Annotated in this window: 7 protein-coding genes, 21 tRNA genes, 1 rRNA gene, 1 pseudogene and 1 riboswitch; of the genes and pseudogenes, 29 read left to right on the forward strand and 1 reads right to left on the reverse strand. The window is 45.1% G+C overall.

Translation table 11 applies throughout. The features are described from left to right. The first annotated feature begins 135 nt into the window (after positions 1 to 135). The 26 genes and pseudogenes from rrf to CFS60_RS12480 all read left to right on the forward strand — a co-directional run bounded on the left by rrf (position 136) and on the right by CFS60_RS12480 (position 8,944). A 5S ribosomal RNA gene (gene rrf, locus CFS60_RS12355) occupies positions 136 to 251 on the forward strand. A 9-nt stretch (positions 252 to 260) separates the two neighbouring features. Next, positions 261 to 336, forward strand: a tRNA-Val gene (locus CFS60_RS12360). A gap of 7 nt (positions 337 to 343) precedes the next feature. After that, positions 344 to 419, forward strand: a tRNA-Thr gene (locus tag CFS60_RS12365). 39 nt (positions 420 to 458) lie between these two features. Next, positions 459 to 532: transfer RNA gene (locus tag CFS60_RS12370), tRNA-Thr, on the forward strand. A gap of 37 nt (positions 533 to 569) precedes the next feature. After that, positions 570 to 642, forward strand: a tRNA-Lys gene (locus CFS60_RS12375). Positions 643 to 648: 6 nt separating this feature from the next. Next, positions 649 to 730 (forward strand) — tRNA-Leu (locus CFS60_RS12380). Positions 731 to 741: 11 nt separating this feature from the next. Then, positions 742 to 813, forward strand: a tRNA-Gly gene (locus CFS60_RS12385). Positions 814 to 834: 21 nt separating this feature from the next. After that, positions 835 to 923: transfer RNA gene (locus tag CFS60_RS12390), tRNA-Leu, on the forward strand. Between the two features lie 10 nt (positions 924 to 933). Continuing rightward, positions 934 to 1,007: transfer RNA gene (locus tag CFS60_RS12395), tRNA-Arg, on the forward strand. 9 nt (positions 1,008 to 1,016) lie between these two features. Beyond that, positions 1,017 to 1,093, forward strand: a tRNA-Pro gene (locus tag CFS60_RS12400). Positions 1,094 to 1,112: 19 nt separating this feature from the next. Next, positions 1,113 to 1,188 (forward strand) — tRNA-Ala (locus CFS60_RS12405). 27 nt (positions 1,189 to 1,215) lie between these two features. Then, positions 1,216 to 1,289, forward strand: a tRNA-Met gene (locus CFS60_RS12410). A 12-nt stretch (positions 1,290 to 1,301) separates the two neighbouring features. Further along, positions 1,302 to 1,375 (forward strand) — tRNA-Ile (locus CFS60_RS12415). Positions 1,376 to 1,401: 26 nt separating this feature from the next. Then, a tRNA-Ser gene (locus tag CFS60_RS12420) sits at positions 1,402 to 1,491 on the forward strand. A 41-nt stretch (positions 1,492 to 1,532) separates the two neighbouring features. Further along, positions 1,533 to 1,606, forward strand: a tRNA-Met gene (locus CFS60_RS12425). Positions 1,607 to 1,610: 4 nt separating this feature from the next. Then, positions 1,611 to 1,686: transfer RNA gene (locus CFS60_RS12430), tRNA-Asp, on the forward strand. 3 nt (positions 1,687 to 1,689) lie between these two features. Further along, positions 1,690 to 1,762: transfer RNA gene (locus CFS60_RS12435), tRNA-Phe, on the forward strand. A gap of 16 nt (positions 1,763 to 1,778) precedes the next feature. Further along, a tRNA-Gly gene (locus CFS60_RS12440) sits at positions 1,779 to 1,849 on the forward strand. Positions 1,850 to 1,854: 5 nt separating this feature from the next. Further along, positions 1,855 to 1,928, forward strand: a tRNA-Ile gene (locus CFS60_RS12445). 6 nt (positions 1,929 to 1,934) lie between these two features. Then, positions 1,935 to 2,007: transfer RNA gene (locus tag CFS60_RS12450), tRNA-Asn, on the forward strand. Between the two features lie 15 nt (positions 2,008 to 2,022). Next, positions 2,023 to 2,113 (forward strand) — tRNA-Ser (locus CFS60_RS12455). A gap of 4 nt (positions 2,114 to 2,117) precedes the next feature. Then, positions 2,118 to 2,189, forward strand: a tRNA-Glu gene (locus CFS60_RS12460). A 70-nt stretch (positions 2,190 to 2,259) separates the two neighbouring features. Continuing rightward, positions 2,260 to 3,414, forward strand: a pseudogene (locus CFS60_RS12465) (MFS transporter). Between the two features lie 55 nt (positions 3,415 to 3,469). After that, positions 3,470 to 3,577: riboswitch (SAM riboswitch) on the forward strand. Positions 3,578 to 3,666: 89 nt separating this feature from the next. After that, a complete protein-coding gene (gene metE / locus CFS60_RS12470) occupies positions 3,667 to 5,964 on the forward strand; it encodes a 5-methyltetrahydropteroyltriglutamate--homocysteine S-methyltransferase (protein ID WP_088839319.1) in 2,298 nt (765 codons plus the stop codon). Positions 5,965 to 5,981: 17 nt separating this feature from the next. Next, complete coding sequence (locus tag CFS60_RS12475; protein WP_088839320.1) at positions 5,982 to 7,103, forward strand: PLP-dependent transferase; 1,122 nt, start codon at positions 5,982 to 5,984, stop codon at positions 7,101 to 7,103. Next, positions 7,100 to 8,944, forward strand: coding sequence for a bifunctional homocysteine S-methyltransferase/methylenetetrahydrofolate reductase (locus CFS60_RS12480; protein WP_088839321.1), 1,845 nt, complete (start codon positions 7,100 to 7,102; stop codon positions 8,942 to 8,944). Before CFS60_RS12475 ends, CFS60_RS12480 begins: the two co-directional genes overlap by 4 nt. Positions 8,945 to 9,009: 65 nt before the next feature. Here the strand turns inward: CFS60_RS12480 and CFS60_RS12485 are convergent, their stop codons facing one another. Further along, complete coding sequence (locus CFS60_RS12485; protein ID WP_088809853.1) at positions 9,010 to 9,945, reverse strand: 1,4-dihydroxy-2-naphthoate polyprenyltransferase; 936 nt, start codon at positions 9,943 to 9,945, stop codon at positions 9,010 to 9,012. Positions 9,946 to 10,094: 149 nt separating this feature from the next. Here CFS60_RS12485 and CFS60_RS12490 point away from each other — a divergent pair, with 149 nt between their 5' ends. The 3 genes from CFS60_RS12490 to menH are packed head-to-tail and all read left to right on the forward strand — an operon-like array spanning position 10,095 to position 13,995. After that, positions 10,095 to 11,486, forward strand: a complete 1,392-nt coding sequence (locus tag CFS60_RS12490) for an isochorismate synthase MenF (RefSeq protein WP_088809854.1) — start codon at positions 10,095 to 10,097, stop codon at positions 11,484 to 11,486. After that, on the forward strand, positions 11,483 to 13,219 hold the full coding sequence (gene menD / locus CFS60_RS12495; protein ID WP_088809855.1) for a 2-succinyl-5-enolpyruvyl-6-hydroxy-3-cyclohexene-1-carboxylic-acid synthase: 1,737 nt from the start codon (positions 11,483 to 11,485) through the stop codon (positions 13,217 to 13,219). Before CFS60_RS12490 ends, menD begins: the two co-directional genes overlap by 4 nt. Continuing rightward, positions 13,216 to 13,995 (forward strand): 2-succinyl-6-hydroxy-2,4-cyclohexadiene-1-carboxylate synthase, encoded by a 780-nt coding sequence (menH, locus tag CFS60_RS12500; protein ID WP_088809856.1) that lies wholly within the window; start codon positions 13,216 to 13,218, stop codon positions 13,993 to 13,995. The genes menD and menH overlap by 4 nt, the downstream gene beginning before the upstream one ends. Positions 13,996 to 13,997: the final 2 nt, after the last annotated feature.

A 13,997-nucleotide genomic window follows, 5' to 3' on the forward strand; every position in this document is an offset into this window, starting at 1 on the left:
TGGAAGTATGGCGACATATGGAGCGGACAAATACTAATCGATCGAGGACTTAACCTTTTAATCTGGTTTTCGTTACTTTGTAACTCAACACTTTTCTTCTCTAGTTTTGAGAGAACAACGTTCTTTCTTTCATTGTCTGGTAGTTATGGCGAGAAGGTCACACCCGTTCCCATCCCGAACACGGTAGTTAAGCTTCTCTGCGCCGATGGTAGTTGGGGGCTTCCCCCTGTGAGAGTAGGTCGCTGCCGGGCAATGATTTTGGAGGTTTAGCTCAGCTGGGAGAGCATCTGCCTTACAAGCAGAGGGTCAGCGGTTCGATCCCGTTAACCTCCACCATTTTTATGCCGGCTTAGCTCAGTTGGTAGAGCAACTGATTTGTAATCAGTAGGTCGCGAGTTCGACTCTTGCAGCCGGCACCATCTTTTTCTTAATCAGTCTTACATACATTAGTATAAAGAGCCGTTAGCTCAGTTGGTAGAGCAACTGATTTGTAATCAGTAGGTCGCGAGTTCGACTCTTGCAGCCGGCACCATCTTTTTCTTAATCAGTCTTACATACATTAGTATAAAGAGCCGTTAGCTCAGTTGGTAGAGCATCTGACTTTTAATCAGAGGGTCGCAGGTTCGAACCCTGCACGGCTCACTCTTTGCGGGTGTGGCGGAATTGGCAGACGCACCAGATTTAGGATCTGGCGCCGCGAGGCGTGGGGGTTCAAGTCCCTTCACCCGCACTTATATTTATGCGGAAGTAGTTCAGTGGTAGAACATCACCTTGCCAAGGTGGGGGTCGCGGGTTCGAACCCCGTCTTCCGCTTAAGTTTCTTTTTATGCCCTTGCCGGGGTGGCGGAACTGGCAGACGCACAGGACTTAAAATCCTGCGGGTAGTGATACCCGTACCGGTTCGATTCCGGTCCTCGGCACCATTTCTATATTGCGCCCATAGCTCAACTGGATAGAGTACCTGACTACGAATCAGGCGGTTGGAGGTTCGACTCCTTCTGGGCGCGCTTATTTTACGGGAAGTAGCTCAGCTTGGTAGAGCACTTGGTTTGGGACCAAGGGGTCGCAGGTTCAAATCCTGTCTTCCCGACCATTATTAAATTCTATAATTTGGGGCCTTAGCTCAGCTGGGAGAGCGCCTGCTTTGCACGCAGGAGGTCAGCGGTTCGATCCCGCTAGGCTCCACCAAATTTTAAATTAAATCTTTATTAATGTGGCGGCGTAGCTCAGCTGGCTAGAGCGTTCGGTTCATACCCGAGAGGTCGTGGGTTCGATTCCCTCCGCCGCTATCTTTAAAATTTGGACCTTTAGCTCAGTTGGTTAGAGCAGACGGCTCATAACCGTCCGGTCGCAGGTTCGAGTCCTGCAAGGTCCACTTAGCACTTTTTATTATTATATCGTGGAGGAATACCCAAGTCTGGCTGAAGGGATCGGTCTTGAAAACCGACAGGGGTGTAAAAGCTCGCGGGGGTTCGAATCCCTCTTCCTCCGTTTTTTATTTGTGACTAAGTGGGCCAATTTAATATTATTATCGCGGGGTGGAGCAGTCTGGTAGCTCGTCGGGCTCATAACCCGAAGGTCGCAGGTTCAAATCCTGTCCCCGCAATCGTGGTTCCGTGGTGTAGGGGTTAACATGCCTGCCTGTCACGCAGGAGATCGCGGGTTCAAATCCCGTCGGGACCGCCATTTGGCTTGGTAGCTCAGTTGGTAGAGCACTTGATTGAAGCTCAAGGTGTCGGCAGTTCGATTCTGTCCCAAGCCACTTTTATGTGTATTATGCGGGTGTAGTTTAGTGGTAAAACCACAGCCTTCCAAGCTGTTGTCGGGAGTTCGATTCTCCTCACCCGCTTTTTTGGGCCTATAGCTCAGCTGGTTAGAGCGCACGCCTGATAAGCGTGAGGTCGATGGTTCGAGTCCATTTAGGCCCATTTTATTCCACAGTAGCTCAGTTGGTAGAGCAATCGGCTGTTAACCGATCGGTCGCAGGTTCGAGTCCTGCCTGTGGAGTTTATATTTTATACTGGAGAAGTACTCAAGTGGCTGAAGAGGCGCCCCTGCTAAGGGTGTAGGTCGTTAACGCGGCGCGAGGGTTCAAATCCCTCCTTCTCCGCCAGTAAGGCCCGTTGGTCAAGCGGTTAAGACACCGCCCTTTCACGGCGGTAACACGGGTTCGAATCCCGTACGGGTCATCATTATAAGTATAAGAACAATGCAGAGGCATTGTTCTTATTTTGGTTGGAAATTGGAGGGCTGGATTGGATGCGAAATAGGAGGAAGTTTTGGATTTTGACGGTTATAGTGGCGATTTCGGGGCTGTCACAAGGGCTTTTGTTGCCGCTGATTGCGATTATTTTTGAAGGAATGGGGATTAGTTCGAGTGTGAATGGATTTCATGCGACGGGGATTTATATTGGAGTTTTGTTGGTGTCGCCATTTATTGAAGCGCCGCTACATAAATTTGGATTTAAGCCGATTATTGTGGTTGGCGGGGGATTAGTTGCGGTGGCGCTATTTTTGTTCCCGATGTGGTTTAATTTGTATTTTTGGTTTTTGCTGCGTCTTGTTATTGGTGTGGGGGATCATATGCTACATTTTTCGTCGCAAACTTGGATTGGAGCTACGACGGAACCGAGCAAACGTGGCAGGAATATGGCGATTTATGGCTTGTTTTTTTCACTTGGATTTGCGGTTGGACCGCAGCTTGTGAATTTGATGGATGTAAGTCCTAATTTGCCATTTTATATTTCCGGTGTGTTAGTTCTCTTGGCGTGGGGATTAATTTTGACGCTGAAAAATGAATTTATTTCGGAAGGGACGGAAATTCGCAAAATTTCTTTTTTCGATAGTATGAAGCGTTTTTCTGATGTGATGAAAATTGCTTGAGTAGCGATGATACCACCCTTTTTATATGGTGTTTTGGAGACGGGTTTAAACGCGACTTTCCCAATTGTGGGGCTTAGGTTTGGGATTGAAACATATATGATTACGTTTATTATTTCTGCTTTCTCGGTAGGGACGATTTTGTTTCAGGTTCCAATTGGGATTTTTAGTGATCGGATGGGGCGCGGGCGCGTGTTGCCAATTTTAACGTTTTTAGGTGGTCTCGTTTTCTTCCTAACAGCATTTGTTTCGAGTAGTGTGCTTTTTATTGTGATTTTCTTTGTGCTCGGGATACTTGTGGGATCGCTTTATTCACTTGGGCTTTCATATATGACGGATTTGACGCCGCTTGATCTTCTTCCTGCTGGAAATATTTTGGTGGGGATGTGTTTTAGTGTGGGGAGTATTTTGGGGCCGAGTGTAGCGGGGGCTTTGATTACTATGGTCGGCCCGAGGAGCTTTTATTTTACGATTGCTCTGCTTCTTATTTTGGGAGGAATTTTATTATTTTCAAAAAAAAGATTGACAGCATAGATTTATTTTTGGTATTATGATTTCAATACATTTGATATGTAAATTAAATATGAAACTCTTATAACGAGTGGTAGAGGGACTGGCCCGATGAAACCCGGCAACCTTTCAAGTTTTTTGAAAAGGTGCTAAATCCTGCAAAGCATGTTGCTTTGAAAGATAAGAGAGAACTAATTTTTCGTTTATTTTCGAATTATTTTAGCCTCTCTATCTAGGGAGGCTTTTTCGCGTCATAAAAAAGAGAGGATGAGGTAAATGGTAAAAGTACTTAGTTCAAATTTAGGGTATCCACGTCTTGGAGAGAATCGCGAATGGAAAAAATCGTTAGAAAATTTTTGGAATAACAAAATTTCAGAAGATACACTTCTTTCTGAAACAAAGGCGATTCGATTGGCTGCTTTAAACAAACAGAAAGAAAAAGGGATTGAGATTATTCCGGTCAATGATTTTACACTGTACGACCATGTGCTTGATTTGAGTGTGGCGTTTGGTGTGATTCCGAAACGTTTTGGGAATTTTACGAACGAGGTGTCGCTACGTACATATTTTGACATCGCGCGCGGGAACGATACGGCGGTTGCTTCTGAGATGACGAAATGGTTCAACACGAATTACCATTACATCGTTCCAGAGCTTGACGATGTGGAGCCGAAACTCTTAGAGAATAGGGCGCTAAAAGCTTATTTAGAAGCGAAAAAGGAGCTAGGTATTGATGGAAAGCCGGTCATCATTGGGCCAATTACTTATTTGAAACTTGGAAAAGGTGCCGATAAAAATGATTTCGCGAGTTTAGTTCAGAAGTTCTTACCGCTTTATAAAACGATTATTGAAGAGCTAGATGCGGCGGGCGCGAAATGGATTCAACTAGACGAACCAATTCTTGCGACGAGTTTAGCAAAAGAAGAAGTAGCACTTTTTGAAGAGGTGTACGCGGAATTACGCGCAGCGGCGCCACATGCGAAATTGATTTTGCAAACGTATTTTGAAAGTGTGGACGCGTATGAGGCGGTTGTAAAATTGCCGGTGGATGCGATTGGACTGGATTTCGTTCACGACCATGGTGAGACGCTTGAGAGAATTCAAAAATTTGGTTTTCCAGATAATAAATATTTGGCGGCGGGAATCATTGATGGGCGCAATGTTTGGCGGGCGGATGTTCAGGCGAAACGTGCGGAGCTTGAAATTTTAACGCGACTTGTGCAAAAGGATAAACTGATTGTACAGCCGGCGAGTTCGCTACTGCATGTTCCGGTGACGAAAAAAAGCGAGCCGAATTTGGATAAAGTGCTGTACGATGGTCTTTCTTTTGCGGATGAAAAATTGGATGAAGTCGTTCTTCTCGCGAAAGCTGTTTCAGACGGAGCGGAGGCGGTGTCTAGCGAGCTTGAAAAAGCAGAGCTTGCCGTTTCAGAATTGAATCGTTCGGAACATCGGAATAACAAGGCGGTTCAAACGGAGCTTTCAGAGCTTAGTAGCATTTCTGCTGAACGAAAAAGCCCATTTGAAACGCGGATTAAAGCCCAGCACGAATGGCTGAATTTGCCGCTTTTACCGACGACAACAATTGGGAGTTTCCCGCAGTCGCCTGAAGTTCGCAAAAAACGCGCGGCTTTCCTAAAAGGGGATATTACGAAAGCGGAGTACGAAACATACATTGAACAGGAAACGGAACGCTGGATTCGCATTCAAGAGGATCTGGACCTTGATGTTCTTGTGCACGGTGAATTTGAACGGACGGATATGGTCGAGTATTTTGGACAAAAATTAGCAGGCTTCCAGGCGACGAAATTTGGTTGGGTGCAGTCATATGGCTCGCGTGCGGTGCGTCCGCCACTTATTTACGGGGATGTGGCTTTTACGGAAAATATTACGGTGAAGGAAAGCAAATTTGCCCAGTCACTCACGAATCGTCCTGTGAAGGGGATGCTGACCGCCCCCGTAACCATCATCAATTGGAGCTTTGTGCGAGACGATATTCCAAGAAGCGATGTTTTCAACCAAGTGGGGCTTGCTCTTAGGAAGGAAGTTCTTGCATTAGAGGAAAATGGGATTCGAGTGATTCAGGTTGATGAGCCGGCGCTCCGCGAAGGGTTGCCGCTGAAGCGTTCGAGATGGGAAAAATACTTGAACGATGCGGTTTATGCTTTCAAGCTAACGACTTCCGGTGTCGCGGACGAAACGCAAATTCATACGCATATGTGCTACTCGGATTTTGATGACATTATCGATGCGATTAGTGCGCTAGACGCCGATGTTATCTCGATTGAAACGTCGCGTAGTCACGGGGAAATTATTTCCACGTTTGAAGCGTATCATTACGATAAGGAAATTGGGCTTGGTGTTTATGATATTCATAGCCCACGCGTTCCAAGTACGACTGAAATTAAAACGAATATTGAGCGCGCGCTTCGCGTGATTCCAGTTCAAAATTTCTGGATTAATCCGGATTGTGGGCTTAAAACGCGGAAGGAAGAAGAAACGGTTGCCGCGCTTCGTGATATGGTTTCCGCTACAAAGGAAATTCGCGAGGCCTATACCATTTTAGAAAAATAGAGAACGGGGGAAGCTCGATGGGAAAATTAAGTAAGCAGACGATTTCAGCACAAATTGGTAATAAAAAATGTGAGAAAACTGGTGCGGTCAACATGCCACTCTATTTCTCAACGGCTTACCGCCATACGGATATTGGGGTGGATACTGGGTACGATTATACGCGGACGGCAAACCCGACGCGCGATGTTTTACAGGAGGCGCTCGCAGAACTTGAAGACGGGAAATATGGTTTTGCTACAAGTTCTGGTATGAGCGCGGTTCAGCTTGTTTTTAAAAAGTTTAAAACGGGTGACCACATTATTAGTTTGCAAGATTTGTACGGTGGGACTTTTCGCTATTTTGGGACGCTTGAACGGCAGTATGCGATTGCATTTTCATATTGGGACGGAAAAGTGTTTGATGAGCTTGACGGGCTTTTACAGCCGAATACGAAAGCGATTTTTATTGAAACGCCGACAAATCCGCTTATGCAGGAAGTGGATATTGAAAAAGTGGCACAATTTGCGAGCGCGCATCAGCTTTTGCTCATTGTGGATAACACTTTTTATACGCCCATTTTGCAGCAGCCGTTAAATCTCGGGGCAGATATTGTCATTCACAGCGCTACGAAATATTTAGGCGGTCATAATGATGTTCTGGCGGGAGCAGTCATTGTGCGAAGTGATGAGCTCGGTGAGTTTTATGCGACGGCTTTAAATGAAACGGGCGAAGTGCTGTCACCATTTGATTCGTGGCTTTTAATTCGCGGGCTTAAAACGCTACCACTACGCATTAGAGAGCATGAAAGAAATGCTAAACGCGTCGTTCAGTTTCTCGAAAACCATGCTTTAGTCAAAGAAGTGAAGTATCCAGGGCGCGGTGGCATGATTAGCTTTTATATTGAAAATGCCGCGCTTATTTCACCGCTACTTAGAAGTGTTTCGCTTTTTACTTTTGCTGAAAGTTTAGGCGGCGTTGAAAGTTTAATTACGTATCCTGCTACGCAAACACATGCGGATATTCCGCGAGAACTGCGGGAATCATACGGCTTAACTGATGAGCTGTTGCGCATTTCAGTTGGCATTGAAGACGCGGACGATTTGGTGAACGATCTCAAAACGGCGTTCGAATGCGCTTCTAAGGAGGCGGTACGGCCATGAATTTGCGTAAAGATTTAAGTGAGAAAGTTTTAATTGCAGACGGGGCAATGGGAACTTTGCTTTATTCGTACGGTGTAGACCGTTCGTTTGAAGAATTAAATGTGACGCACCCAGATGACGTACTTGCTATTCACCGCGCTTACATTGAAGCGGGCGCGGATATTATCCAAACGAATACGTACGGCGCAAACTATATAAAGCTGAAGCGTTACGGCTTAGAAGATGAAATTAAACGGATAAATCAGGCGGCTATTAGGTTGGCGAAAAAAGCGACCAGTGGCACAGGGACTTATGTTTTTGGAACGATTGGCGGCATTAACGGGGCTAGTGATTCAAAAGTGGAACAGGCTCCACTTGAAGAAATCAAACGTAGTTTTCGGGAACAGTTGTATTGTTTTTTGCTGGAGGGCGTGGATGCGATTCTTCTTGAAACATTTTATGATCCTAACGAGCTTAAAACCGTATTAAAAATTGTACGGGAAAATACAGATTTGCCAGTTGTAGCGAATGTTTCGATGCATGAACCGGGGCTACTTCAAAACGGGGAGAAGCTACCTGATGTTTTGCAGGAATTGGCAAATCTAGGCGCAGATGTTGTAGGCGTGAATTGTCGGCTTGGTCCTTATCATATGGCACGCGCGCTTGAAACGGTGCCACTCCTAGATAACGCCTATTTGGCAGCATATCCGAATGCTAGTCTACCTGAAATGCAGGAAGGAAAAATCATTTATCAAGCGGAAACGGATTATTTTGAGGAATATGGTGAAATTTTCCGCAAGCAGGGCGCACGCATCATTGGCGGTTGTTGCGGGACGACACCAGACCATATTCGGGCGTTCCGGGCGGGACGTCGGTCAACTAAACCAGTTCGAACAAAGGAAGTTCGTCCCATCATCGAACTTGTTCCTGAAGAGCCAGACACGCATGAAGGTGTTCGTTTAGTGGATAAAGTGAAGAATGAGTGCACGGTGCTAGTCGAACTCGATCCGCCGCGGACGTTTGATACGGCGCAATTTTTTGAAGGCGCAAAGGCGCTCGATACGGCTGGAGCTGATGCGATTACGATTTCCGATAACTCGCTTGCGACGCCGCGCATTAGCAACATGGCGATTGCTTCGATCTTAAAGCACGAGCACAACATTAAGCCGCTCATTCATTTAACAACACGTGATCACAATCTCGTAGGCATGCATTCGCACATCATGGGTTTCCATAAGCTTGGCTTGCATGATGTTCTCGCTGTGACAGGCGATCCAACGAAAGTGGGCGATTTCCCGGGTGCTTCCTCTGTTTTTGATTTACGTTCGGTCGAGCTCATTCAACTCATTAAAAAGTTCAATGATGGAATTTCTTATACAGGCAAGTCGCTCAAGGAAAAGGCGCGTTTCAACGTCGCAGCTGCGTTCAACCCGAACGTTCTCAATGTGGAAAAAGCGGTCCGTTTGATTCAGCGAAAAGTGGAATACGGCGCGGACTACATCATTACACAGCCCATTTACGATGTGGAGAAGGCCGCCATCTTAAAAGAGGCGCTTGATGCGGCAGAAATCTCCGTCCCCATTTTTGTTGGCGTCATGCCACTTCTATCAAGCCGAAATGCGGAATTTTTGCACAATGAAGTTCCAGGTATCAGGCTGACAAATGAAGTCCGTGAACGAATGCGCGAAGCCGAAAAAGCGGGTCGTGGCAACGAAGAAGGCATGCTAATCTCAAAAGAAATCATTGATGCGATTCGTACGCATTTTAACGGAATTTACATTATTACGCCGTTTTTACGCTACGATTTATCGCTCGAATTATTGGAATATGCAAAATCAAAAAAACAGGTGCATGTCGTATAAATGCAGCCTGTTTTTTGCGCTAAACGAAAGGTCAGAAAATCGCGAAATGATTTTCTGAACTATTTTTAAAATAAATTCATTTGAAGCAAACTTAGTAAGTAACTAATCGCGAGTACGATACCAAAAATCGTAATGGCTTTCGATGTGGATTTCATTGCCGGTATCATAGTGATTGGTTCCGTTCTGCCGATGAAACGTCTGACGGAACGAATCGCTTCTGGAGCACTTATTAAAATGAGTAGGGTCCAGTACGGCGCACCTGCCCAGAAAATAAGCGAGATTTCAAAAGCATAAGCGAAAACATAGGCGAGGGCGAACAAAATTGTGGCGTTTCTTCTTCCAAGTAAGATGGCAAGTGTCAAGCGCCCATTTGCTTTATCTGGGTCTAAATCACGGATGCTGTTTGCGAGTAATAAATTGCCTACGAGAACCATGATTGGAATGGAGATATAAACGATTTGTGTGCCAATAAATTCCGCCTGAATGTAAAATGATATGAAAGTTATGACGCCACCCATGAAAAATCCGGCCATAATTTCACCAAAAGGGGTGTAAGCGATTGGATATGGGCCGCCAGTGTATAAGTAGCCAACGAGCATGCAAATTGCGCCGAGCAAGCCAACATACCAGTTTAGTTCCATCGATAAATAAACGCCGCCTAGAATGGAAAGTATGTAAAGGGTAATCGCTAGAAAAAGAATGAATCCCGGGCGTATACCATTTCTTACGATGGCTCCGCCGTTTCCAACCGAGTGTTCATCATCGTGCCCTTTTTTATAGTCGTAATATTCATTGAACAAGTTTGCTGATGTTTGAATGAAAAAGCATGCAACAAGCATCACGAGAAAACGTGTGAAATGAAGATTTGAGTAGAGCATTGCAACGGATGTACCTAAAAATACGGGCACAAAAGAGGCAACTAGAGTGTGGGGCCGAAGTAGCGTCCACCATTTTTTAAAACCAGATTGTCTGGCTAGAACTTGTCTTTCCTGCGCTGCCATTTTATTCGCTCCTTTTTTAAAATATCCTTTCTTCATTTTAGGGAAAATAGTGAGTTTCGTCAATGAATAAAGCCAAAATCGCAAAATGAGCAGGAAGATTTTATTTTTGATATAATAGAAGGAGTGTTAGTAAAGGAGCGATGAAAAAAATGGGAATTACATTACCTCTTGCTTTATTTGAACAAGCGAAACGTCATGCAACAAAAGATAAACCTGCTCTTCTGAGTTGGGTAACTGAATACTCACAAGATTTGGCGCCTCATATTTTGTATCAAAAAGCAAAAGATGCCTTTTCTGGCGAGCGTTTCTTTTGGCAAAATCCTGAGATGACGCTAACACTGGCTGGCTTTGGTGTAACCGAACAATATTTAGCTGCGGATAAAGCAAAGGATGCTTTTTCTGGTTTAGAAGATAAACTAAAGGCTTTAAAATTAAGAACGGTGACCAACGCGACTGAAAAAGAGACAGGGCCGCTTTATTTTGGTGGGTTCAAATTTGATCCAGAACGCGAAACAGATAAAGAATGGCAAGCTTTTAAAGATGGATTATTTTACTTGCCACTGTTTATGTTGACGAAAAAGAGCGAGAAAGTTTTTTTGACGGTTAACTTAGTCGTTTATCCTGACGATGAGCTTAAAAAATTGGAAGCCGTAAAAGGTCAGTGGGAAAAAATTATGGAAGCGAAACGTCCAGATATGGAAGTGAATTCGCTCATTACAGCTAAGGAATTAGAAACGGATGAATTTTTGGAAAATGCGCGTGATATTATTGCGCTGCTAAAAGATTCGGAAGACTTACATAAAGTGGTGTTATCCAGAAGAATGGGCTTGCGTTTTAGCAAACAAATTGATAGTGGTGCAGTTCTTCAAAAAATGATGGATACACAAGAAAATAGCTACTTTTTTGTGATGGAAAAAGGTGCTGCATTGTTCTTTGGTGCTACGCCAGAACGATTAGTAGCGGTTTCTGATGATAAAATCCACTCTTCTTGTGTAGCAGGGTCGGCCAAACGCGGCGAAACGGCAGAACAAGATGATAAACTCGGGAATGCTTTATTGAAAGATGCGAAAAATTTACGAGAACATCATTATGTTGTGGAAATGATTGAAGAAACCTTACAACAATTTGCAGATGACTTAACGATTTCCAGTGAACCGGTTCTTTTAAAAAATCGGGATATCCAACATCTTTATATGAATGTTCATGCGAAAAAGCGTGATGATGTAAATATTCTGCAAATTTTGCGGGCGCTGCATCCGACGCCGGCGCTTGGCGGTTCACCTAAAAATTTAGCGCGGGCGATTATTCGTATGAAGGAAACAAGTGACCGTGGTTTTTACGGTGGACCAATTGGGTTTATTGACACGGATTTTGATGGCGAATTCGCTGTAGCAATTCGTTCAGCGCTAGTCATTGACTCGCTTGGCGTGCTTTACGCAGGTTGCGGGATTGTGTCTGATTCCGTTCCAGAAGAAGAATTACAAGAAACAAAAGTCAAATTTCAACCGATGTTACGTGTTTTAGGAGGCAATGTCGAATGAGTCACCAAGAAACAATGACCGCATATTTAACTGCTTTTATCGAAGAATTAATTCAAGCAGGTGTCAAAGAAGCTGTTATTAGCCCAGGATCAAGATCAACTCCAATTGCGCTTTTAATGGCGGAACACCCGACGCTTAAAATTCATGTTCATGTGGACGAACGTTCGGCTGGTTTTTTCGCTCTTGGCATCGCAAAAGCTTCGAAAAATCCGGTTGTCCTACTCTGCACAAGTGGAACGGCTGCGGCCAATTATTTTCCGGCAGTGGCAGAAGCGAATTTATCCCAAATTCCGCTCATTGTTTTAACGGCAGATAGACCGCATGAACTGCGAAATGTTGGGGCGCCGCAAGCAATGGATCAAATTCAGTTGTTTGGCACCCACGTGAAAGATATGGTCGATATGGCGATACCAGAAGGAACAGATGAGATGCTACGCTATGCGAAATGGCACGGTAGTCGTTCAGTTGATATTGCGCTCAAAACGCCGCGGGGACCAGTACATTTGAACTTCCCACTACGGGAACCATTAACGCCGATTTTAGATCCTTCGCCGTTTACACAGACGGGTAAGAAGAAACATCACGTGCGGATTTATTATACGCATGAAGTTTTAGAGCAGGAAGCGCTAGATAAAATGTTCGCAGATTGTTCTGGGAAAAAAGGGGTCATCATTGCGGGACCGCTTGATAAGAAGAATTTGGAAGGAAAATTAGTTCAGGCGGCGCGAAAATTGGGTTGGCCAATCTTGGCGGACCCGCTGTCTGGTCTTCGGTCATACGGCGAAAAAGATACGGTTGTGGTGGATCAATATGATGCACTGCTAAAAAACGAGGCGTTTTGTTCGGCGATGGCACCTGAAATGGTCGTTCGTTTTGGGGCGATGCCAGTATCGAAGTCACTGAAAATTTGGCTAGAATCATTCGATGTGCGGACTTTCGTTGTTGATCCTGGGGCGGCTTGGCGGGACCCGGTGAAGGGTGTAACGGATATGATTCATTGCGATGAGCGTTTCCTACTTGAGGAGATGACTCAGGCGGAGTTTGCGGCTCCGGAGAATTGGCTTTCTGTGTGGCACAAACTAAACGCGTCTGCGCAAAACGTGCTTTCTTCCCATATAAAAGAAACAGCTGGCTTGGAGGAAGGGCAAATTGTGAGTGTGCTGCGGGAGCATCTGCCGGATCAGTCGGGTTTGTTTATTGGGAACAGCATGCCGATTCGGGATGTGGACACGTATTTCATGCAGACGGATAAGCGGGTGAAGATGCTTGCAAACCGCGGAGCAAACGGCATTGATGGTGTTGTTTCGGCCGCCCTTGGTGCGAGTACGATTGTTCAACCGATGTATTTGCTTATCGGCGATTTATCTTTTTATCATGATATGAACGGCCTACTGATGGCCAAAAAATACAACTTGAACTTGACGATTATTGTGGTGAACAACGATGGCGGCGGGATTTTCTCGTTTCTTCCTCAGGCGAAGACGCCGAAATATTTTGAGTCGCTATTTGGCACATCCACAAACCTTGATTTTCGCTATACGGCAGCACTTTATGGCGCGGGCTATGATGAAATTACACGATTATGTGATTTGGAAGATGCACTCGACAAAGCCGCTTATAACAAAGGGTTAGACATCATTGAAGTGCGCACAAATCGCCATGAAAATGTGGCACATCACCAAGCTCTTTTTGAGAAAATAGCGGTCCAAGTGGAGCGTGACCTGAAAAAATGAAGCTCTTTTTAAGTTTTATAAATCGTCATGCCAAGCTTGATATGATGTTGCTACACGGTTTTACGGGGACACATAAAACATTTGGACAGCTGGAACTAGGCGGGGCGAATTTAATTTTGCCGGATTTGCCTGGGCACGGCGCATCTTATTCGGCTGTTCCAGATGATTATTCGCTTGAGGCGACGGAAGCCGCATTAAACGCGCTTGTTAGAGCGGACAAGCCTACGGTTTTAGTTGGCTATTCGATGGGCGCACGAATTGCACTGGCGCTTACTATGCGGAACAAGGCAAAATACGGCGGGCTTGTTATGATAAGTGGTTCGCCGGGACTCAAGACGGATGAGGAGCGCGCAACTCGGCGGCACCGTGACGCGGACTTGGCGCAATTTATTACCGAAAAAGGTGTGCCGGAATTTGTGGCTTACTGGGAAAATTTGCCTTTGTTTGCTTCGCAAAAGTCGTTAGCTGCGGATAAGCAAGAACAAATTCGTGACGAGCGTTTGAGTCAAGCGGGAACAGGGCTTATATACAGTTTAGCTGGTGTTGGGACAGGTGAATTGCCTTCTTACTGGGCAGATTTGGTAGAGCTTGATATACCGGTTTTGCTTATAGCGGGTGAACTTGATGAAAAGTTTTGCCGTATTGCCAAGGAAGTGCAGAGTTTACTGCCTAATGCGACGTACGTTTCCGTGAAAGATGCGGGGCATGCGGTTCATCTTGAGGCACCCGAAGAAGTATCGAAAATGATAAATAACTGGTTAAATGACCATTTTTAGGA

Source organism: Listeria sp. ILCC792, from assembly GCF_900186135.1.
Taxonomy (GTDB): Bacteria; Bacillota; Bacilli; order Lactobacillales; family Listeriaceae; genus Listeria; species Listeria goaensis.